Genomic DNA, 19,611 nt, shown 5'->3' with positions numbered 1-19,611 from the left:
GAGCCTGCGCTTTTCAGGCAGGCCGGGCACTCTCGGCTTGCCACGCGGCCATTGCCTGGCGTCGATAGAGTTTCGGACGGCGGAGAAGATCGACACGAAATCTTGCAATGAGCCAACCGACCGGAAACCCTGTCGCGTTTGCTCCCGTTTTCTCAACGGCAAGTGAGAGTTCTCCGCCCGGTTGTTCAAGCCTTTATGCGAGCGGTGTTCAACGTTCGGCATGACCTGGCGTGTGGCCGCCCCGTAGGAGCGCAATTTGTCGGTGATCATACGCTTTGGCGGCATGCGCTGCTTCTTCAGAAGTCGCGTCAGCAACCAGCATTTCTGACCGTCGATGCGCACCACGAGGCGAGTGGCGCGGGGAGTTTCACTCCCACGCTCTCCCAGAACCGGACGTGATACTCTCGCATCATCCGGCTCCCATTGTTCGGCCGTATCCATGAAGCAGGGGCCAATGGGCGAACGGTCGAGGTTGGCGTTGCGCGATGCGCAAAAGCCAATGTCGGGGTCGCCGTTTATGCCTACGCAAGGACTTGTACTTCCCCGAAGCCCATCGAGCCAGGTATTGCTCGACACTCCAGAGCGTAGATTGGAGAGCTGAAGGACAGAACCGACCATAGTAATTGATCCAGCCGCGGATGTACGAGTTGAACATCCCTGCCAGATCATCGAGAGCCTTGTCATTGCGAAGGTGCAAGGACCAACTACGGATCGTGCCCCGTATCGCCTTGAGCGATGTCGGACTGGCCGCATGACCGAATAAATACCCATGCCCCCGGCCTTCTTGCTCACAAGTCTCGGCCGGAAAGTGTAGTCGAGAAAGTCGAACTTATAGACCGGGTGAGTACCTCGCCGACTTTCATTCCTGCAGTAGACGATTTTAGCCTTGTCGGGAGGAAGCGTCAGCCCGCAGTCAGTAAAACGCGCGTCCAGAGTTCCCTGAAGAGCCATCGCCTGGTCCTCGGTCCGACAATGACAGATCGCGTCGTCAGCATACCGCTCAAACGGAATGTCCGGGAAATTCCGACACATCCACATATCAAACGCATAGTGAAGAAAGAGGTTTGCCAAGAGGGGCTGATTACTCCGCCCTGTGGCGTTCCTCGTTCTCTGGCGACGAGATCTCCGTCCGGCATCTGCACCGGCGCTTTCAGCCATCATTCGATGTATAAAAGCACCCGCGGGCAATCGGTGTGCTTGCGCACAGCCCGCATCAGCAGGTCCGGTTCGATGCTATCAAAGAAAGTCTTGATATCGAGATCAAGAACCCAGTTGTAACGCCAGCATCGCTGCCGTGCCACGCTGATCGCATCGAGTGCCGATTTGCCGGGCCGATACCCATAGGAATCCGGATGGAATTCAGGCTCCACCGTCGGTTCCAGATGCGTCTGGCCATCAACACCAGCCGCTCCTTGGTTGGTTCTGACCCTTCGGCGATCGGCGTCACCGGGCTGACGACGCTTGCTGTGCGGTTCATCAAGCTCGGCATCGGCCTGGAGCGCATCCAGCCGGGCAAACCGCAGCAGAACGGCCGCCACGAACGCTTCCATCCGACGATGCTGCCGCTGGCCATGGCGCCGGAGGTCGACCATGCCGCGCAGCAGGCGGTCTTTGACGCATTTCGCCAGAATTACAACGCCGAGCGTCCACACGAGGCACTCGCTATGGACGTGCCTGCTGATCATTACCGATCGTCACTGCGGCCCCCGCCCGACCGCCTGCCTGAACCGGACCTATCCGGCCGAGGCGGCGGTGCGCCGGGTGCGCTCCAATGGCGAGATCAAATGGAACGGCGACCTCGTCTATGTCGCAGCAGCGCTGGCCGGCGAGATCGTGGTGATCGAGGAGAGTGAAGCGGGCATCTGGACGCTACGCTTCCATGCCCATCCGCTCGGCATCATCGACAAGAAGACCAAGCGGCTTGTCCGCCCCAGCGCCCTGCAACCCCGACCAGCCGGCGCAGGGGCGGACACTGGTTTACAAGGGGGAGATCCTCGTGGATAGAGCAAAGCCGTATACGGCCGAACAATGGGAGCCGGATGATGCGAGAGTATCACGTCCGGTTCTGAGAGAGCGTGGGGTGAAACTCCCCCGCGCCACTCGCTTGGTGATTTCCATCGGCGGTCAAAAACATTGGCTGTGGCGCGCCGTTGACCAGAACGTTTGCGTTCTCGATGAGATCGTCCAGACCCGCCGCGATACCAAGGCTGCCAAGAGATTGCTGGTCAGGCTGCTGAAGAAGCAGGCCTGTCACCGAAGCGCATCATCACCGACAAACTGCGCTCATACGGAGCGGCAAAACGGGACGTGATGCCCGCCGTCGAACATCGATCGCACAAGGGCCTTAACAATCGCGCAGAGAATTCTCACGTGCCGCTTCGAAAACGAGAGCGAATGATGCAGGGCTTTCGATCCGTCGGAGGTTTGCAGCGTTTCATCTCGGTCTTTTCAGCAGTCCGAAATCTTTTCGTCGCGCCGCACCGGCGACACTCAGCCCTAGCCACCCATATTCATCGCATCCGCGCCATGGCGCAGTGGAAAGCCGTGACCGCGGCTCTGTCGCAAAACTTTTCACCGAGTTTGCAACCAGTATGGTAGGCGTAGATCCGGGTTGAAGATGAGCAGGCAGATTGAGTTTGCCGATCATGGTTGATTTCAAAGGCAGTCATTACCCGAAAGACGTGATTTTATGCGCGGTATTTCTACGTGAGGTATACGGTCTTCTATCCTGATCTGGAAGAGATTATGGCCGAGCGCGGCGTTACCGTTGACCACGCGACGCTGAACAGATGGGTCGTGAAATATTCGCCCCTGATTGCCTGCCAGGCCCAGCGGGCGCAAATCCGCAACCAGCAGCTCCTGGCGGATGGACGAGACCTATATCCAGGTCAAAGGCAAGTGGACCTATTTCTATCGGGCTGTCGACAAATTCTGCAAAACCCTTGATTTCATGCTTGTCCGAGTACTGCGATGAGGCCGCGGCCAGCGCTTTCTTCGCCCGCACGATTAAGAACAATGGCTGGCCCGAAAAGGTCGTATCGACAAGAGCGGCGCGAACCTGGCAGGATTGCAAAACATCAACAGGCTGCTCCTGTTGTTGTATGGATGGTTCTGGCTGATCGAGATCCGGCAGGTCAAAAACCTCAACAACACGATTGAGCAGGACCACCGGTTTATCAAGAAGCTTACCCGCCCCCTGAAGGGCTTCAAATCCTTCAGTCTGCGTCAGCAACACTGGATGGTATCGAGGTGGCTCACATGATCCGCAAGCGCCAATTTCAACCAGTGGCCGATCGGCATTTCAGCAATTCGCCGCACTCGCTGCATAACTGTGTCCAGCGATGGCCGCTTCTGCGGCCTTTTTAAAATTTTGCGACAAAACCCTTCGTTCGCGCACGGAAGGTCTCCGAGCAGTTTTCCAAAGAGGCGGGCTCGCTGGCGCAGATCCAGCCAAAACCGAACAGGTCACCAAGGTCACTTATAAAGTGATTATATTGCATTGCAGCAACCGCATGCCTGCACTGCGATCTGAGCGCTGGCGTTGGGGCGGCGTCCTGCTATCTTCTGACCATTGAAGCGATGCGCCTCTTCCTCGCCAAGCTTCGTGTCCCAGGTGAACCTATTCCTCCTCCCAAGGGGCGCTTGACGGAACAGCGGACTCCTCCCCCAGCCGCTGTTCAATTAGAAAAGCCTGCCGCACCTCCTCCCGCGGCAGGCTTTCTCGTTCCGAGACGATCAAGCTCTCAGCTCAGTCGCTCAATTAGGCTGTGCGGAAAATTGAGTTCTGGCATGTTGGTCTTACCGCGGCCCCGGTGCGGATCAGCTCTTCGAGATCGAGTGGCTTGCCCTTGGTTACAAGTTTCTCGGCTTTCGCATTCGCCGCCTTCTCGAGCGAGCACAGGGCAGTCTGTGCTCCCCAACATTCGCAGCCGAAAATCTCTACCGATGGGCGACATGCGGTTAACCAGAAAATTTGCGACAGGCCCAAATTCTGATTGAGTTCCGCGAAGGAGATTAAGTTCAAGAGCAATCGCTGATCCCCGAACTTGGTTCCTAATGCAAGCCAGACGAGCCGTTTATCTTCCAAGATCCATCTGATGGACAAGCGACACCATTGAACCGAGTCACGCCCTCGAGACTTTGCTTGCTTGTGACGAAGTCGCGGCATCCATTTGGATTGTTTGTACCCGGCCGGACCTGCTCGATCACCCCGGCGCTGCCAGTTGACGGGTTGGCCCACGCTAGCGGATCAGAACCGATCGTCGCCCGTCCCACGGTTTCGGCGATCACCGTTTGGTCAGTGATCGGAACTGCCGCCGCAGCAACCGGAGCACCTGTGGACGTCTGGAGCGGTTCGGTGTTTGAGCAAGCGGTAAGCACCAGCGCAGGGAACACGATGGCAATCTGGATCAGTTTTGAAAGCATTGAGTGATAAACCATCCTTTCGGAGGCTGCAGATGACATCATATTGTGACCAGATGCGGGCGCCATTGACTGCTCATTTCGCGGACAACGACGAAAATCTCGAACAATAGTGCTTCAAATTCTCAAAGACACAATAGGCTGGCTCGCAAATTGCCCCATCTTCAGGTAATCGGTGGCGGTGCGCCAATGGCTACCGCCATTACTCCGTGAGGAGTCCTGGCGATCCTTAAACGGGGTCGGTGTGGGGCAGAGTGACCGACGAGTTTTCGCCAGCATTTCGGTTGAAGTAGCGGACCTCTGAATGCTAGCATACTGTCTCTTAGGACAAGGGCCCACCACTTCGGAAGAACCGGGCGGCAAAGCGCTTGATGCGCAAGCTCCTGAAATCACAAGACCGTCCGCCCCGTGTAGTGATCACCGACAAGCTACGTCCTATGGTGCGGCGAAACGAGAGAGCATACTAGGCCTCAATCATCGTTCTCACAACCGACTGAATAATATTGCGGAGAATCCTCATCAACCCATCCGACGACGGGAGAGGATCATGAAGCGCTACAAAGTATCGCGACAGCTTCAGCGTTTTCGTTTCCATCCACGAACGGATCAGCAGATAAGCAGATCTTCACCCAGCTGGAACATAGTAACGTCCCGGGTTTCGAGCACCGCTAACAAAACTGCGTATCCGCATCTTCAGGCTCAAGCCGCACACCATTCGGCAGCGACGCTGTCAAACATAGGCGTGTCGATGTCTGCCGAGCTTTCCGCCGGGGCCTCCATGCGCGAAGCCTCCTGGAACATTATCTCGCGCATCCAGATGCTTCCGGGGTCGGAATTGTGAAGCAAGGGCCACTGCACAGCCTCCGTGAACCAGAGGGAAGGCAGCGGATGATCGACGATCTGGAGGCGGATGGTGGGTTCGAAATGTCTGACGAGCCGCAAGGGAAGGGTTGCTATCCGATTCGTCCCCTGAAGTAGCATCGGGATCGCGTTAAAGCCCTGGACCACGATTTCGATACGCCGCTTAAAACCGTGCTCTAGCAACAGCCATTGTTCAATGGATGGCTTCAAAGTACGTCCAAACATGGCCGCGACGTGTCCCAGCGACATGAATCGCTCGAGGGAAAGCTTCCCGCGCAGCTGCTGATTGTTAGGGCAGCCGACGCATACGAGCTTCTCCTCAAATAGCTTCGCACTGGGATGAGCGGCTGACATGAACTGATCTGGAAAAATCAAAAAATCCAAATCTCCACTGCGCAGACGCTCGTCCGGATCATCATTGATGTGAAGCAATTCAAAACTGACGCCGGGTGCCTCGCGCGCTACGCGCTTTATCACCTTTTCGAAGAATACGAGCGTCATGAAATCGGACAGTACGATTCTGAAGCGCCGGTTAGATTCCGCTGGGACTAATGGATCCCACGCAATGACAGAGAGCTGAATCTGCAGTAGAGCTTCGCGAACTGCAGGGGCGAGCGCCTCGGCTCGCGGGGTCGGGACAAGTCTACGCTGCTGCATCACAAACAGCTCGTCATTGAAGTAGGCGCGCAACCTAGCGATGGCTGCGCTCATGGCTGGCTGACTAAGGTTGATGCTGCGCGCTGCTGCCGTGAGCTTCCGCTCGGTCATCAAAGCATTGAGAGCGACGAGAAGATTTAGGTCCAGGCCCTTAAAACGCATTCCACCACACCTTGATGGTCCCATCAATATCGGGGCACGATCTCCCTCCTAACGAGTGTGGAGGCGAATGTGACGCCTTCAATGAGAACTGTCTCCACTGGATAACCGCGGACTTGACCGCCGGTACACCTTATCTTCTCGTATTATGGTATGCCATCAACCACAAGTCAAGCTTGCGCGGCCTCTCTGTCTGACACCTCGATGAAGTCATGTACCCGCCGAACGGGACGAAGACGAATATGACGCCGCTCAGGGGCTGGGCGCCGCGTGGCGAACGGCTGTTGGGCCATGCGCCCTTCGGTCACTGGACCGTGGATCATTGACGGCTCGATCAATGGCAAACGCTTCCTGATCTATGTCGAGAAGGTGCTGGTACCGGAGCTCAACCCCGGCGACATCGTCGTCATGGACAATCTCGGCTCGCATAAGGCCAGAACGATCCGCGTCGCCATCCGCAAGGTCGACGCTCGATTGTTCCTCCTGCCGCAGTATTCCCCTGATCTCAATCCGATCGAAAAGCTCTTTTTTCCAAGATCAAGCATGGGTTGCGCAAGGCGCAGGCCCGAACCCGACAGGCCATCGACGACGCGCTGGCAGAAACCCTTCAAACCGTCTCGCCGAAAGAGTGCCAAAACTACTTCAAGGAAGCCGGATATGAACAGACCTAAAACAATCCCGCTCTAGTGACGTTTCAGCCACGTGCCTCGAGAGCCGTCTGCTGCGGCGGGAGTTTCTTAAACATGTCCCACTGAAATAATAAACCCCCAGCCAAGGCCAGGGGTTTTGTCAGCACTCTGAATGTGTGGAATCTCCCGCCGCTTCCATGTTATATTGGATAAGCCGGCCTACGCCATGGCCTTCTGCAGGTTCTGGTCGATCTTCTCGAGGAAGACGGTGGTCGAGAGCCACGGCTGGTCGTGGCCGATGAGCCGCGCCAAGTCCTTGGTCATGAAGCCGGATTCGACGGTGTCGGCGCAGACCTTTTCCAGAGTCGAAGCGAATTTGGCGAGCTCGGCATTGTCGTCGAGCTTGGCGCGGTGCGCCAGGCCACGCGTCCAGGCGAAGATCGAGGCGATCGAGTTCGTCGAGGTTTCCTGGCCCTTCTGGTGCTGGCGATAGTGGCGCGTCACCGTGCCGTGGGCAGCTTCGGCTTCGACCGTCTTACCGTCCGGCGTGAGCAGTACCGAGGTCATCAGGCCGAGAGAGCCGAAGCCCTGGGCAACGGTATCGGACTGGACGTCGCCGTCATAGTTCTTGCATGCCCAGACGTAGCCGCCAGACCATTTAAGCGCCGATGCGACCATGTCGTCGATCAGGCGGTGTTCGTAGGTGATGCCGGCTTCCTTGAACTGATCCTTGAATTCGGTCTGGTACACCTCTTCGAAGATATCCTTGAAGCGACCGTCATAGGCCTTGAGAATGGTGTTCTTGGTCGACAGGTAAACTGGCCATTTGCGCATCAGGCCGTACATCATCGAAGCGCGGGCGAATTCGCGGATCGACTCGTCGAGATTGTACATCGCCATGGCAACGCCGGAGCCGGGGGCGTCGAAGACGTCCTTCTCGATAACCGTGCCGTCTTCGCCGACGAACTTGATCGTCAGCTTGCCCTTGCCGGGGAAGCGGAAGTCGGTGGCACGGTACTGGTCGCCGAAGGCATGGCGGCCGACAACGATCGGCTTGGTCCAGCCGGGAACCAGGCGCGGCACATTCTTGCAGATGATCGGTTCGCGGAAGATGACGCCGCCGAGAATGTTGCGGATCGTGCCGTTCGGGCTCTTCCACATCTGCTTGAGATTGAATTCCTTGACGCGGTCTTCGTCTGGCGTGATCGTCGCGCACTTGATGCCGACGCCGTATTTCTTGATGGCGTTGGCGGCGTCGACGGTGACCTGGTCGTTGGTGGCGTCGCGGTTTTCGACGGAGAGGTCGAAATAATCGATGTCGAGGTCGAGATACGGATGGATCAGCTTGTCCTTGATAAGCTGCCAGATAATGCGCGTCATTTCATCGCCGTCGAGATCGGCGACGGGATTGGCGACCTTGATCTTCTTCATGTATCTGCCTCGTTCGAGCTTCAATGGGGACCGGCGTCCCGAGTGGGTGATGTGATGAGGAGCGCTATAGCCTGAAGCGCTTGGGCCGGCCGGCCTTGCATGGTGCGTTCGCCTGCACTTCGAGAATGTCACCCAGTTCTTCTCTCTGGCGCCACGGGCTGGCCTCGCTAAGACTCGCGTCGTGATCACGCGCTGATCTCGGCTCAGCGCCCCGATGTTGGCAGATCCCATTTATGCGCCAATCATTCGCTCCAGCTCATCCATGTCGGGAACGACAATATGTCGGAAGTTCTCGATGCGGATGATGCGGCTCTTGCGCAGTCTGGTCATCTGACGGCTGACGGTTTCGATCGTCAGCCCGAGGAAATCGGCGATCTCGGCGCGGGATAGCGGCAGGTCGAAGGCGGTGCTTGTTGCCGTTTGCGGTTCGGCATGGGTGGCGATGAGGTCGAGCAGGCTTGCGACCTTCTCCTCGGCGGTGCGCCGGCCGAGCGTCAGCATCCATTCGCGCGCGGCATCCAGCTCCTTCAGCGCCTGATCGTGCAGGCTGCGCTGCAGTTCCGGCGTCTCCGATATCATGCGGTCGAGCAGGTTGCGCGGGAAGACGCAGATTTCGGCATCGGTTGCAGCCTCGGCCGACAGCGTGCTTTCGCGCACGTAAGGCCTGCCGACGAAATCGGGAGCGAATTGCAGACCGACGATCTGCTGGCGCCCGTCCGGCATCACCTTGCAGAGCTTCACGACCCCGCGCATGATGTTCGAATAGAAAGAGCTTTCCGACCCTTGTGCGATGATCTCGCAGCCAGCATCGACCTTGCGGCGCAGTGAGTGGCGGCCAAGGTCCTTCAACTGACCGCTCGACAGTACGCCGCAGACGACGCCGTGCCGCGCCTGGCAGGAACGGCAGGCGACGGGGATGCCAACCTCGAGAACCCCACTATGTGCGACGTCCATATCCTGATCCCTTCGAAACCCACATGTGCCGGGCGTAGCTGCGCATGCCGGGCATGCTGGCCATACCCTAGACGATTACGCCGCGATTGAGGGTTCGGCTATCCTGTTTCTCCGGCACGGCTTGATGATTATCAATTTCGCCGGGACCGCGCTTTGATCCAGATCAAAGTTTCCCTGCCATGGCTTGTTGGAAGCGGCTGCCTCGACGCGAGGCCGTGGACGTCTTTGCGCACGAGCATTTTCCAAATTGCACGATGGTCGCTCGCAACGGCGAACGTTTGAGGTCGAAAGGCATTTCGGGTTCCTTCAGCTGGGTCGCCTTATATTCTCTAGCTGGTTTCCGTTGACAACTCGGTACGCGTAGCTGGTGCGGTCCGAACCCAATTGACGTTGTGTCGGGACTTGCCGGATATCGTGATTTCGTCATAAGCTTGGCCGGGTCAACAGTTGGGCTTCGGCGATCTGACCAAGGACGGTGACGTTCGCCGACACCAAGAACAAGGAACTGGTGGGCAACTACAAGAATGTCGGCAACGACTATCGCCCGAAATGTACGCCGACCCGCGTCAAGATGTTCGCCGTTCAGTCGATCCGGTGCTGGCTCAATCGCATGGGACGAGAGCGCTCTATCCCAAGGTACGTGAACAGACCGTCACGGCCGATTGCGGCGGCTCAAACCGCGCGCGCGTCAGGCTCCCGAAGTTGGAATTGCCGAAAGTGTGAGACGAGACCGCCTTGATCCTTCACGTCCACCCATTATCCGCCCGTACCTCGAAGTGAAACAAGATCGAGCACCGTCTGTTCGGCCATATTACTCAGAACCGGCGGTGTCGCCGGCTCGAAATCGCTTGGCCGCGGTCGAACTGATCGGTGCCACCACGGCAAAGACCGGCCTCAAGGCCGAATAGGCCTGACACCCGCACCTACCACAAAGGGGTCAAGGTCTCCAATGCCCAGATCGCAAAACTCCACATCACCGATGACGCTTTCCATCCAGATTGGAACCATCAGAACTGTCCTAAGTCCGCGGAACTTTCACGAGATGTCAAAGTGGCGATGTGCCCGCTCTGATGAGTTGCGATCCTCAGCAAAGTTCCACAAATATGCCTATGCGATACGTTATACCATCACGCCATAGTCATGCCTCTCCCGCGAGCCGACTGTCGGAACGAACACCGCACCGTCCCCACCGGTACCCCTTGTTGATAGGAAAGAGCGCCGGCCCCCCAACATTGTTGATTTCCGCATGGAACCGAGCGAGGTCAGTATCGTGTGGAAATCCTCTTCTCGGAAATCTGGATCGCAACAACGGTCATCTTCTGGGTTTGTTCACTGAGCCCTGAGCCTGGCGGAACGACAGAAACCGTTTCAGGCTCAAACCAGCCAACAAAATGTAAGGCGGCATACCGAGCGAATAGTGACCACAGTTTAATTCCAAAATGTTTGGCCGAGCTCCGGCGGCCTTCAGCATCTGCATGAACCCCTGTGATATCTCTGGCAGAACAACCTTGTCCCTCTTAGCCAACACAACGTGAAGTTCGAGATCGGGTCTTGCCAAATTGTGCGCGTAATTCTCTAGATTAAGCGGACCCCACGCCCTTCTGAGATCGATCAGCTCAATAACGGGTTCAAGGCTTTCACGTATCGACCGTGTCGCGCGCCCTGTCCAAACCATATCCGCGAGACTTCCCGCTGTAAGAAACAACGAGGCTTTTGACACAGCCAAGTCGTGCGCAGCGATTAAGCCTGCGACCCAGGAACCTAAGCTCATACCAAGAACAGAAATCTCTCGATAGCCTTCGCTTTTCAACCAACGAATGAGTTTTCGCCCGTCCCATACCGCCTGCCGTACAGACTGGATGGTTCGACCGAGATTAGGGCTAAGCATAAAATCGGCGTGCACGGACCCGGAGCGGCTGCGCTCGAAATGATAAGGCATAGCGATCTCGACAACCGTGATTCCACGCTGTGAGAAAAAGTTGGCGATCTGACGATTGCGTGCACTTGCATTCCAGTGATGAAAAATCATCAACGCCTGCTCGAAGGACCCGCTTTCTGTGATTTTTGCCCAGACTACATTGTTCTCTTCGATGTCAGTGGACATGTCCGACGGAAATTTGATCCACCCGTCTTGCCGTTGAAAATGCTGATCGTCCCCGCTCGGTTCATCGAAAAAGGCTGGATCAGCCGCGGCCTGGTCCGCGAGGACACAAAACTCGCCGATACTTCCTATGTTCTTGGCGCGTGGGAAGGCGAGGTTGGCATCAAGGACGAAATCGGTTATTTCCTTGGATTCCTCACCGCGCCTTGCCCGCCGCTCATCCCAACGATCAAGCCAACTATGATACATTCTGATTGCTTCCCCAGTCGCTCGCTCTCCATCGCCCAAGCTCTGGATCAATGAGGCCGTACATCGCGAGCAGCACTGCAAGGCACAGAAGGATCGAAAAGCCTGTAAATGCGTCGATCAGCAGGTAGCTGGTAAAAAGTAACCCTACTGCCGCTGACATCTTCCACATGGGAAAATGAAATCGGCTTCCGGCACCTAGACGGATAGAACCGTAAAGAAAAACGATAATCGTCGAGATAGCGATAAGAAGGCTGCTGTAGTGGGTCGGCATCCTGTAGCTGAATCCTTTGCCCATGTCTTTGCCCTCATACAAAGCTGACGACATATCGGCAAGCAGCCAAGCCACGATGTTCTTTCCATTCGACGCCAAGTAGGAGCTTTGGGCCTTCATGCATACGGCGATCAGAAGACCTAAAACAGTGCACCGAAAAATTCCGCGCATCACCCGTAAGCCGATTTCATGGACATGGTATTGATAATCAATTCGCGGCTGGCTCCTCGATGCTCCTCCGATTTTCCAAAGGTCATTAATCATCGTATGAAGCAAAATGAGACCTACGAAGAAGAGATAGAAGCACAAGCACATGTAGAGATAAGCGAACGCCGTGAATACAATCTCCATCGGCACCGATATGACTTCGGGCCGCACGAGCGCTAACTTGCCCCAATCTATCGCATAGTTGCCACCGCCTTTTACCAACGGGATCAAGCACACACCGATCCACTGAAACAGACCGGCGAACAACACGCAGACTATAAAGACCGCCCAATATGTATACGAAGAAGCATCTACGTTGCGGGCCCAAGCGTCGTCGCTTTCCACACGATTGCCCGCCGCGACAATCCGTAAGCGCCCTTCATTCTTCCAAAACAACAGCAACTCTATGACGAACGCAAAAAACAGTGGCAAGAACACCATAAAGAGGAACGTCCAATTGGGTGCCCAGAGGAAACCTACCTGTTTGACGAGACCATCCGCCCGATTGTAAGTCGCGTTGTGGATCCCCACAATATACGAGAGAAACCCAAGGGCGGTGGCACCCGCAAACACCGACGCAGGTAGATCTAAGGTAGATCCGCGGCTAAATAGCGCCTCCGACCTCCTCGCCAAATTAAAACGTCGGCTCGGCTGATTAGCCTCAGTATCCCTTTCCAGCTTCCCCGGCGACTCCATCTCCTCATCGACGACATTCAATGCCAGATTTGGAACCTCTGCCGCAGGGCTGCTTCCCGCTTTCTTCAAACCTCGCCTCTTCGCCGTCAAGCGAGATTGCGCCGCACTTAGCTCCATTTGCCATTCGCTTGTTGCTACCGGATCATCACACCCGAAGACTCTCGCCAGCCAACGAATATTGGTCGTGCTGATACCCTTCTCATTTTCTTGAAACCAAAGCTGGACCGTTCGCAGATCGACCCCAGTCCGGTTGGAATCGATCTGTGAAATCGCCTCAGCGAGAAGTTCGGGCGTCCATGGGCCTGCGGGAAAGCCATCACTTCCCAACGGCCGGCCCGCTCCCGCCGCGGTCAATTGTTTGAAGAGTTCTTTGAAATCACTTCCGTCCTTCGGCGGAGAGAGAAATAACTTTCCATTCTTTGGCAATGGCTTACCGGCTCTGGTTTCGTTTGGTTTCGGTATATTTCGTGCGTCTGTGCCCGATTAACGGGTATCGCAACTACACGCAACTCCATAGCGATTCTACTATCAGGAGCAAAACTTTGAAGTTGGGATGTTGATTTCAGAACAGATGAGCGGCGAGTGAGAGGAGGAAGCCATTTTGCCGCTCGCTTGTACGAACGCCGGAGATACCTCACCGTTTCCCATCCCATAACCGGGTAATGACGACAATCGCGACCGACTTGTCCCAAGAGGAAGCTGCGCATCATTTCGAAGTCGTGTGATGGCGAAGCTGGCTTCAAGGTTTGGAATTTAGCCAATGAATAATCATGCAAAATATGCAGACAGGATCTTTAGGAGTATCGGTTCAAACGGCCTCGTCATTTTCGAGAGAGATGGCACCCTCCTGAGAAAGACTAGTCCCTCCGGGGATTACATGCTCGGAGATATCAACGAAGAATTCGTTGAAATGTTAAGGCATCTGCGACACCTCGATGCTCGTTTCGGCTTTATTTCGGACGAGCGTGGAATGGACGCGGATGCCTATGGAGGATCAGAATTCGCAACCCTGACCGAACTGCTTGACGCATTACTGAGCATCAGATGTGCCCTGCCGGATTTCTGGGTGACATGGAGTGATGTCCCACATGCAAGCGGAACCGGCCTTCAGCGCGAGGCGGATCGGCAACAGGAGGCTGGCGCCGGAGCGATCTTCCAAGTTATGGAGCGGTATGGGATCGGCAAGAAGGAAACCGTATTCATCGGCAGCTCGACCGCTGGTAGCCTCGCTGCCAACGATGCGGGTGTCTCGGTAATCGACTACTTCAGCAACCGAAGCGAGGGAACCGCTCAGAGTTGGGCCCGAAAGCATGCCCCCAATTTGTCTTCGCCTGAAGCCACGGAGGTCCAGCGACTCCGCGCCGAGATCCAGGCGACGTTGGGCTGGTCCATCGCTGGAGAGCTTAACTGTGTCCAACAGCGCGGTTCGCAGGGTTAGCGGGTGCGGTCCCTGTCCTTCTCCTGAGGCGGGCGAAGCTTGATCGATTTTGGTATGTCGCGATCCTGCTGCCGGGGTTTCGGGCGCTCCCGATTCGAACGATCTGTTTCCGGCGCGTCATGCTCCGCATTAGACCGGGCGATGCGCGATGCGTCGAGAGAACGGTTGTTCGAACTCCTATTAACCACGCCCTGCTCCGCAATATGATCGCGACCGGCACCCGACTTGGTTTCGAGGCTGTCCGAACTCCGCTTATCCCTGCCAGACTCCGTTCGGTCTCGATTCTTGTCAACGCGTGAGTCGAGCTGCAGCCCGACGACTTTGCCGATGATCTTCGTCGCCTGCTCGAAGATTAGCCGATCAGATGGATTGGCAATCTTCGCGGCAACCGTGAGCGCGGTGTTCGCCAGCGTTTCCTTCGCCGCCTTTGCTTGCGCGGCACTAATGGGTGTGGATCGCAGCATGTGGTCCTCGCCTTTCTCTCGTGTGGGATCACGGCCTTCGCGGACCGCTGTTTTAAGCCGCCCATATTCGCGCCGAAGCCCGATGGACAGATCCTGGCTGAGTTCTCGTGCGGTGCTCGGTGCACCGCGGTCCTTGGCAATACCATCCAGCATGCGAATGACGTGCCCGACCGAACGCCGGCTCTGGTCGAACCGCGTCCTGGCCTCCTCACGCTTCGGCGCCGTCGGCGTGTCGCGGAGCTTGGACATTACCTTTTCGACGACGTTCGACGGCGCCGTTGCTCCCATCCGGCGAAACATTTCCCACTCCCATCGTTTGACGGGCGGCGGGCCAGCACGTTCGAGGCGCTTCTGCCGATCGATCGGGATGCCGCGCTCCCGCGCCTTGTCAGCAAAACGGACCCGCCATTCGGCGAAGTCGCGGATATTGGGGTTGAGCATCTTTCCGCTCGCGTTGCGCAGCGCAACGATGACATGCAGGTGCGGATGCTGTTCAAGATCATTGCGATTATGGACGGCATAGGAGTAGCGGTGGCCCTCAAACTGCTCCCTCAGGAAATCTCGGCCTGCCAGGATGAACCGGTCGCGATCAACGTTGGCCGGCCCCGAGAGCAACAGGTGCATGAAGTCCCGCGGCTGGCGGGTCTGCATGAGAGCACCGACGACCTTGCCCTCGGCCGTCAATTCCTTGTGGTCTTTGGTCGTGACTTCGCGCCGTTCTCCGCCGCGCTCGTAACGGCCGCTCTTGCCAGGGCGGTCTCTAAGGTGTGTTTTCGTCGACAGCGTTACCTCCGCCCCTGCCCGTTGCATCGCATGTAGGGTGGCGGTCAGGCCTTTGGGCCCGGAGGAGAATTCAGCGGGATAGCGCGAAACCGGAGTAATACCGGCGCCGCGCAATACCTTGTCGAGTCGCTCATCGATCGCGCGGACATCATCGATTTCTGCAGGAATACGATTGGCGCTGCTTCGATCCGACCTGTCCTTCTTCTCGTGTGCAATTACCAGAGCAAATTGCAGACGGGTCTGCCCCTTCACACCCTCGCTGACGCTGAAGGCATAGGTTCGATCGCCGTCGCCCGGCTGACGGAATCCATCCTCCGCCAGCGAAGCGAGAGCGCGCCCTAAGTGCTCGCGGTTGGCTTTTTCAAGCTCGTAGGTCAGACGGAGAATGTCCTGGCTGCCTTTCCGGTTGCCAAACTCCCTCTCCCAGGACCGGACGGCGGCACTGAGATCGGTGACCTCGCGACCGTCCTGGTCGCGCGCTTTCTCTTCCTTGCTTTGGTAGGCGAGGACGTTGCGGGCCGAACTCGCGCCGGCCCCGTAAGACAAGACCTTGACGACGACCGCATTGTTGCCGGCCGCACGGCTGAACGCCGAAGCAGCTCCGGGATGCTTGGCGGAGGGCAAGCCGGAATTCGTAAACGTCGACCGCTTCGCCGATCCACCGCCACCGCCCCCGCGGCGCCGCAGCTCGTCTTCGATGAGATCGAAATAGCTCGGCAGCCGACGACTTCCGGGTTTAGATGCGGAGCGACTTCTGGACAGGTCGTTCATCGTGGCTCCTGATCAGATCGGCGATAAATGTGGACGGCCGGATGAAGCCAGCGTCGCGGATGGCATCAAGAGCGCTCATGACTTCTTCGAGCTGATGCGCGATCGCTTTGGTACTTTCGGCATGCACACTCTCCTCCGAGAGGAACTCCTCGTTCCGGAAGGCGAGATCTCGTAAAAACTGGTGCATGTTTGCCAGCTGCCGGTCGTGCTCCTCGAGCATCGCCGGAATGTGCATGATCTCCCTGGTGACAATGAGCTTGGCGACGATGTTGACGGAGACATCGAGCCTGCGGGCAAGGGCGTCGAGGTTGATTAAGACCTGAGCAGGCAGCCGGAACATGATGGCCGGTTCGCGCATCGACTACAGCCCCCTCGCCTTCAGAGCCTCGACAATCAGCCGGTGCGTCGCGGAGGACAGTTGCTCGTGACGCTCCAACGAAACTTGGAAGATCTTCGTCAGCACGTCGTCATCGAGATATAGCGAGATACGCTTGCGTTTCGTGGCTTCGCCTGCCGCTGTGGCGCCCTTGGAGGCCAGTCGCTCACGGCGTCGTTTTTTGTCCGGAGTGCGTATTTCCGGTGAACTGACGCTCGGCGTGACGCGCTCATCCTGCTCTTCAGGAGCCTCATCGGGCATTAGCATTTCAAGGTCGATATTGGTCGGCATATAGGAGGTTGCAGTTTCCTCCACCTCCTTGGCCTGATCCTCTCTCGATCGGGCAAGGGCTAGAATGTTGCCGGCCGGTGTTCTTTCCCCCGCCATCTCTCTAAGCCGCCTCCGCCTGCAGGAGGCCGATGAATTCGTTGTTGATCTTCTTGACGAGATCGATCGCATCGAGCACGCTCTCGCTTGCCCGGCGCTTGGCCGATGGGGTCAACGATGGGTTGTTCTCAATGCTGGCCAGCTTGGAATAGAGCGAGCCGAAGCCTGCCCCGACATCGCTGAAATGATTGCTCTTGCGGATGACGGTCTCCACCATGGGAATCCTGCCGCTCGTCAGGATCGCATGGACTTCCGGAAGCGACCTGTTATGTTTGAGAGCGATCATGTCGACATAATTCCAGATCGCCGCGTAAGGGATCGGTCCCTGGGGCCGTTTTTTGGATATCTCTTTCAAAATGGTTGCGACCTTGATCGCTGACGTCGCGGCGGTCGGTTCCGGAATAATCGGAATGAGAACGGCGTCGCACTCGTGATAGACCTCGATCGCGCGTTGATGGACATAGCCGCCAACGTCATAGATCCGAATATCCGCCTCGGGCGCGTCGGCCAACCGGTCCCGAAACTGATCTCCGGGCGCCACTCGCAGGTGCAGCAACGTGCCGTCGGTCGGAAGCAAGCCGCGCTTCATCGAGACATTGTACCAGCGTGTCGACGACTCCTGCTCATCGCAATCGATGAGCAGCGTTCTGTGTCCCTGTTGCGCGAATTCCGCTGCAAGATTGACATTCAGCGTCGACTTTCCCGCACCGCCTTTGAACGTCGAGATAGCAAGCGAAAGTGGTTTGGCTGCCATTGAATTCCTCGCCCTTTGCAACAAAAGTCACCGCCGCTGCAAACTATCTTCCATCGCAGTGGCGGCCGACAGCCTCAGAATTTGGAGACAAGGACGTTGTGGGCTCCGGCGCCCTGCAAACGTGCCAGCTGCCTCTCCTTTAGGCCCGAAATTTGGCTCGCAACTGTTCCTGCCGCCGCGCGGCAATCAGATCATCATTCAGCCTGGTGATCTCGCGTTCTCGGGCTACATCCGCAACCGGATCCCTCGCCAGCCAAAATCGGAGGACGGGCAAGAGCAAGAATATGAAGAAAGCGATCGTGGCAGCTTTGAACCAGGAAGACTGAACATAAAGATCGACCACCCATCGCCACAGCGTTTGCGTCCATTCTGCCGGCAGAAAGGCATACGAAAAGGCCAGGGCAACGCCGTATGCAAGAAGGGACGCGACAAGAAGGCAGACGGCCGAGACGACCAAAAAGTTCGCGATCAATATTAAGAACCATGCCGCCCGAAACGGGAAGACAACAACCCTGAGCGCCTTTCTTGCCGCGGACATTACCCTTCTCCATCTGCACGTTTCCAGTGTCCAACAACACATACTGCAATCCAAGGCCATTTTCCAGACTTGCACTGCAGTATAATTTCGTGCATGCTCGAAACAGTCAACAGGTGACGGATGCGAGGATGAACAATGGCGCTCGGCGGTTCGACCGCCTCCTCTTTTGCACCCTTCTCAATGCCTTGATCGCCCTGCCCTCTGCCGCGCGGGCCGACACGGTCTCGGATTTTGTCGGCTATTATCAGAACGCCTACGCAGAGGGCCGGGATTTGATTCCTGGCCCACAAATACCGCTGGACATCTCATCGATCGCGTCCCGACTTGATCTGCAAACTGTTAGCCCAAAGGCCGCGCTGAGCGGCAGCGCCTTTCTCGGCGCCGATGGTGACGTGATCAAACTAGCCGGCGTCCAGGGTTGCCTCTCGGCCGAGCCACTGGAGTTTGCCGGAATGCCGACGACCTGTGCGATGATTTCGCTTGCCGGCATGACTGCGACGCTCGATGAGGCAAAGGCAGGTGCCGGCGACGCATTTCCTTGCCACGTTTTCGCGCAAAATCCCGGCAGACCGACCGTGCGTTTTGCTGAATGTTTTTTCGTCGAGAATGGCGCGGTTCGATCGCTCTCCGAAGCGCTCATCCGCAAGGGCTTGGCGTTCGCTGCCCGTGACCGCGCCGGTCGGCCTGTCTTCCCGGAATACCTGCAAGCCGAGGAAACCGCACGCGGTGAGCAGGCCGGAATCTGGGCAAACGGCCAGTTCACCCATCCTTACCACCCGGTCAATCCGTCGACCAATTGATGCGGATCGGGCTTCTTATGTTCATTTCGACGATCACAGCTTCCGGTGTCTGTGCTGCCACGACAATCATGCCGATGCTCGCCGACGGCAATGTCGCGCGCGAACCGCATTTCTCGCCATCGGTCGTCCCTGTTCAGGCATCGCAAACCGACATTCCCTCGGCCGTTGACGCTGGTCGCGTCCAACCCGAATTCGTTCCGTTTCCGACGGAGGCACAATTCGAGACGGGCGACACCTGGATCTCCGGCGGCCGACGCTATCGCCTCTATGGTCTGCAGGCCTGTCTCCGGGGAACCAACGTCACCGTCTCTGCCGGCGTTGTCCGGGATTGCGGAGAGCTCGATCTGGTCATGGCGCAGGCGTTGATCCGAGACACGAGGCCCGTCTGCGCGACCATCAAAAATCTCGACCAGAACAACGCGGTCGTCGCATGCCAAACGACGACAGGCCGGCATCGGTACGACCTGGCAACCTATATGATTGCCCAAGGTTGGGGATTTGCCGCCGTCGACAGCGCGGGGCGACTGATTGTTCCAGGTTACCGGGCTGCGGAGGAATCTGCACGTTCGGCGCGCGCCGGACTCTGGGCCTATTCGGACCTACCGCATCCGGTTTCCGTTCTCCAACAACAGGCGGGGGCACAACAATGAGAGTTGCGGCTGC

16 protein-coding genes and 10 pseudogenes are annotated in these 19,611 nt (G+C 57.2%); 10 read left to right on the top strand and 16 right to left on the bottom strand.

Translation table 11 applies throughout. The annotated features are described in order from the left end of the window. Positions 1-69 precede the first annotated feature (69 nt). The 4 genes and pseudogenes from RLCC275e_RS33110 to RLCC275e_RS34840 all read right to left on the bottom strand — a co-directional run. A pseudogene (locus RLCC275e_RS33110) lies at positions 70-315 on the bottom strand (DDE-type integrase/transposase/recombinase); the annotation flags it as partial. A gap of 94 nt (positions 316-409) precedes the next feature. Beyond that, on the bottom strand, positions 410-697 hold the full coding sequence (locus RLCC275e_RS34530; protein WP_245304499.1) for a group II intron maturase-specific domain-containing protein: 288 nt from the start codon (positions 695-697) through the stop codon (positions 410-412). Positions 698-873: 176 nt separating this feature from the next. Continuing rightward, positions 874-1,158, bottom strand: a pseudogene (locus RLCC275e_RS34630) (reverse transcriptase domain-containing protein); the annotation flags it as partial. Continuing rightward, positions 1,158-1,370: a reverse transcriptase domain-containing protein gene (locus tag RLCC275e_RS34840; RefSeq protein ID WP_281032337.1), complete on the bottom strand. Its 213-nt coding sequence runs from the start codon at positions 1,368-1,370 to the stop codon at positions 1,158-1,160. The gene RLCC275e_RS34840 and the pseudogene RLCC275e_RS34630, both read right to left, overlap by 1 nt. A 48-nt stretch (positions 1,371-1,418) precedes the next feature. Between RLCC275e_RS34840 and RLCC275e_RS33100 the strand changes: the two are divergent. The 3 pseudogenes from RLCC275e_RS33100 to RLCC275e_RS33090 form a co-directional block, all read left to right on the top strand. Continuing rightward, positions 1,419-2,004, top strand: a pseudogene (locus tag RLCC275e_RS33100) (integrase core domain-containing protein); the annotation flags it as partial. Next, a pseudogene (locus tag RLCC275e_RS33095) lies at positions 1,997-2,598 on the top strand (IS6 family transposase). The pseudogenes RLCC275e_RS33100 and RLCC275e_RS33095, both read left to right, overlap by 8 nt. Before the next feature lie 47 nt (positions 2,599-2,645). Further along, positions 2,646-3,329: pseudogene (locus tag RLCC275e_RS33090) on the top strand (IS6 family transposase). A gap of 438 nt (positions 3,330-3,767) precedes the next feature. Here the strand turns inward: RLCC275e_RS33090 and RLCC275e_RS34520 are convergent. Together RLCC275e_RS34520 and RLCC275e_RS33085 are read right to left on the bottom strand one after the other, a co-directional pair. Beyond that, a pseudogene (locus tag RLCC275e_RS34520) lies at positions 3,768-3,895 on the bottom strand (SOS response-associated peptidase); the annotation flags it as partial. A 158-nt stretch (positions 3,896-4,053) separates the two neighbouring features. After that, complete coding sequence (locus RLCC275e_RS33085) at positions 4,054-4,491, bottom strand: RT0821/Lpp0805 family surface protein (protein ID WP_245304494.1); 438 nt, start codon at positions 4,489-4,491, stop codon at positions 4,054-4,056. A 275-nt stretch (positions 4,492-4,766) separates the two neighbouring features. On the opposite strand from RLCC275e_RS33085, the pseudogene RLCC275e_RS34515 reads away from it, so the two are divergent. Beyond that, positions 4,767-5,008, top strand: a pseudogene (locus RLCC275e_RS34515) (DDE-type integrase/transposase/recombinase); the annotation flags it as partial. 113 nt (positions 5,009-5,121) lie between these two features. Here RLCC275e_RS34515 and RLCC275e_RS33080 read toward each other — a convergent pair. After that, positions 5,122-6,102, bottom strand: coding sequence for a LysR family transcriptional regulator (locus tag RLCC275e_RS33080; protein WP_033181974.1), 981 nt, complete (start codon positions 6,100-6,102; stop codon positions 5,122-5,124). Positions 6,103-6,329: 227 nt separating this feature from the next. Between RLCC275e_RS33080 and RLCC275e_RS33075 the strand changes: the two are divergent. Next, positions 6,330-6,770, top strand: a pseudogene (locus tag RLCC275e_RS33075) (transposase); the annotation flags it as partial. A gap of 177 nt (positions 6,771-6,947) precedes the next feature. Here the strand turns inward: RLCC275e_RS33075 and RLCC275e_RS33070 are convergent. After that, entirely contained in the window at positions 6,948-8,159 is a 1,212-nt protein-coding gene (locus RLCC275e_RS33070) for an NADP-dependent isocitrate dehydrogenase (protein ID WP_064649227.1), read from the bottom strand. Positions 8,160-8,224: 65 nt separating this feature from the next. Between RLCC275e_RS33070 and RLCC275e_RS34510 the strand changes: the two are divergent. Continuing rightward, positions 8,225-8,355 (top strand): annotated as a pseudogene (locus RLCC275e_RS34510) (L,D-transpeptidase); the annotation flags it as partial. Positions 8,356-8,390: 35 nt separating this feature from the next. Here RLCC275e_RS34510 and RLCC275e_RS33065 read toward each other — a convergent pair. Next, positions 8,391-9,113 (bottom strand): Crp/Fnr family transcriptional regulator, encoded by a 723-nt coding sequence (locus RLCC275e_RS33065; protein ID WP_033182378.1) that lies wholly within the window; start codon positions 9,111-9,113, stop codon positions 8,391-8,393. Positions 9,114-9,588: 475 nt separating this feature from the next. Between RLCC275e_RS33065 and RLCC275e_RS34835 the strand changes: the two are divergent. Beyond that, positions 9,589-10,184, top strand: a pseudogene (locus RLCC275e_RS34835) (ISAzo13-like element transposase-related protein); the annotation flags it as partial. A gap of 241 nt (positions 10,185-10,425) precedes the next feature. On the opposite strand, the gene RLCC275e_RS33055 reads toward RLCC275e_RS34835, so the two are convergent. Together RLCC275e_RS33055 and RLCC275e_RS33050 are read right to left on the bottom strand one after the other, a co-directional pair. Further along, positions 10,426-11,463: an RcgR family putative quorum lactone hydrolase gene (locus RLCC275e_RS33055; protein WP_033182395.1), complete on the bottom strand. Its 1,038-nt coding sequence runs from the start codon at positions 11,461-11,463 to the stop codon at positions 10,426-10,428. Beyond that, complete coding sequence (locus RLCC275e_RS33050) at positions 11,453-13,063, bottom strand: RcgA family putative transporter (protein ID WP_033182396.1); 1,611 nt, start codon at positions 13,061-13,063, stop codon at positions 11,453-11,455. The genes RLCC275e_RS33055 and RLCC275e_RS33050 overlap by 11 nt, the downstream gene beginning before the upstream one ends. Before the next feature lie 334 nt (positions 13,064-13,397). Here RLCC275e_RS33050 and RLCC275e_RS33045 point away from each other — a divergent pair, with 334 nt between their 5' ends. Continuing rightward, complete coding sequence (locus RLCC275e_RS33045) at positions 13,398-14,075, top strand: hypothetical protein (protein ID WP_033182397.1); 678 nt, start codon at positions 13,398-13,400, stop codon at positions 14,073-14,075. Here the strand turns inward: RLCC275e_RS33045 and RLCC275e_RS33040 are convergent. The 5 genes from RLCC275e_RS33040 to RLCC275e_RS33020 all read right to left on the bottom strand — a co-directional run bounded on the left by RLCC275e_RS33040 (position 14,072) and on the right by RLCC275e_RS33020 (position 18,148). Continuing rightward, complete coding sequence (locus RLCC275e_RS33040) at positions 14,072-16,093, bottom strand: relaxase/mobilization nuclease domain-containing protein (RefSeq protein ID WP_033182398.1); 2,022 nt, start codon at positions 16,091-16,093, stop codon at positions 14,072-14,074. The genes RLCC275e_RS33045 and RLCC275e_RS33040 overlap by 4 nt on opposite strands. Beyond that, on the bottom strand, positions 16,059-16,451 hold the full coding sequence (locus tag RLCC275e_RS33035; protein WP_033182399.1) for a hypothetical protein: 393 nt from the start codon (positions 16,449-16,451) through the stop codon (positions 16,059-16,061). The genes RLCC275e_RS33040 and RLCC275e_RS33035 overlap by 35 nt, the downstream gene beginning before the upstream one ends. A 3-nt stretch (positions 16,452-16,454) precedes the next feature. Next, positions 16,455-16,856, bottom strand: a complete 402-nt coding sequence (locus tag RLCC275e_RS33030; RefSeq protein ID WP_017969124.1) for a hypothetical protein — start codon at positions 16,854-16,856, stop codon at positions 16,455-16,457. Positions 16,857-16,860: 4 nt separating this feature from the next. Next, entirely contained in the window at positions 16,861-17,610 is a 750-nt protein-coding gene (locus tag RLCC275e_RS33025) for a ParA family protein (protein WP_025398135.1), read from the bottom strand. 139 nt (positions 17,611-17,749) lie between these two features. Then, positions 17,750-18,148 carry a hypothetical protein gene (locus RLCC275e_RS33020; protein WP_017969122.1) on the bottom strand — a complete coding sequence of 133 codons (399 nt, stop codon included), beginning with the start codon at positions 18,146-18,148 and terminating at the stop codon, positions 17,750-17,752. Between the two features lie 128 nt (positions 18,149-18,276). Between RLCC275e_RS33020 and RLCC275e_RS33015 the strand changes: the two genes are divergently transcribed. Then, on the top strand, positions 18,277-18,948 hold the full coding sequence (locus RLCC275e_RS33015; protein WP_029875131.1) for a thermonuclease family protein: 672 nt from the start codon (positions 18,277-18,279) through the stop codon (positions 18,946-18,948). Between the two features lie 74 nt (positions 18,949-19,022). Beyond that, positions 19,023-19,598 (top strand): thermonuclease family protein, encoded by a 576-nt coding sequence (locus RLCC275e_RS33010; protein ID WP_245304493.1) that lies wholly within the window; start codon positions 19,023-19,025, stop codon positions 19,596-19,598. Positions 19,599-19,611 lie beyond the last annotated feature (13 nt).

Origin of the sequence: Rhizobium brockwellii (assembly GCF_000769405.2) — a bacterium.
Taxonomy (GTDB): domain Bacteria; phylum Pseudomonadota; class Alphaproteobacteria; order Rhizobiales; family Rhizobiaceae; genus Rhizobium; species Rhizobium brockwellii.
Note: the sequence above shows the minus strand (reverse complement) of the source record. Positions and strands in the feature narration are given on the sequence as shown.

Bases quoted from the DNA above. Each gene is read 5' to 3' on its own strand.
- RLCC275e_RS33025 (WP_025398135.1), bottom strand. From the start codon at position 17,610: ATGGCAGCCAAACCACTTTCGCTTGCTATCTCGACGTTCAAAGGCGGT.
- RLCC275e_RS33080 (WP_033181974.1), bottom strand. From the start codon at position 6,102: ATGCGTTTTAAGGGCCTGGACCTAAATCTTCTCGTCGCTCTCAATGCT.
- RLCC275e_RS33040 (WP_033182398.1), bottom strand. From the start codon at position 16,093: ATGAACGACCTGTCCAGAAGTCGCTCCGCATCTAAACCCGGAAGTCGT.
- RLCC275e_RS33055 (WP_033182395.1), bottom strand. From the start codon at position 11,463: ATGTATCATAGTTGGCTTGATCGTTGGGATGAGCGGCGGGCAAGGCGC.
- RLCC275e_RS33070 (WP_064649227.1), bottom strand. From the start codon at position 8,159: ATGAAGAAGATCAAGGTCGCCAATCCCGTCGCCGATCTCGACGGCGAT.
- RLCC275e_RS33065 (WP_033182378.1), bottom strand. From the start codon at position 9,113: ATGGACGTCGCACATAGTGGGGTTCTCGAGGTTGGCATCCCCGTCGCC.
- RLCC275e_RS33030 (WP_017969124.1), bottom strand. From the start codon at position 16,856: ATGGCGGGGGAAAGAACACCGGCCGGCAACATTCTAGCCCTTGCCCGA.
- RLCC275e_RS33020 (WP_017969122.1), bottom strand. From the start codon at position 18,148: ATGTCCGCGGCAAGAAAGGCGCTCAGGGTTGTTGTCTTCCCGTTTCGG.
- RLCC275e_RS33045 (WP_033182397.1), top strand. From the start codon at position 13,398: ATGAATAATCATGCAAAATATGCAGACAGGATCTTTAGGAGTATCGGT.
- RLCC275e_RS33010 (WP_245304493.1), top strand. From the start codon at position 19,023: ATGCTCGCCGACGGCAATGTCGCGCGCGAACCGCATTTCTCGCCATCG.
- RLCC275e_RS33015 (WP_029875131.1), top strand. From the start codon at position 18,277: ATGAACAATGGCGCTCGGCGGTTCGACCGCCTCCTCTTTTGCACCCTT.
- RLCC275e_RS33085 (WP_245304494.1), bottom strand. From the start codon at position 4,491: ATGGCGCCCGCATCTGGTCACAATATGATGTCATCTGCAGCCTCCGAA.
- RLCC275e_RS33035 (WP_033182399.1), bottom strand. From the start codon at position 16,451: ATGCGCGAACCGGCCATCATGTTCCGGCTGCCTGCTCAGGTCTTAATC.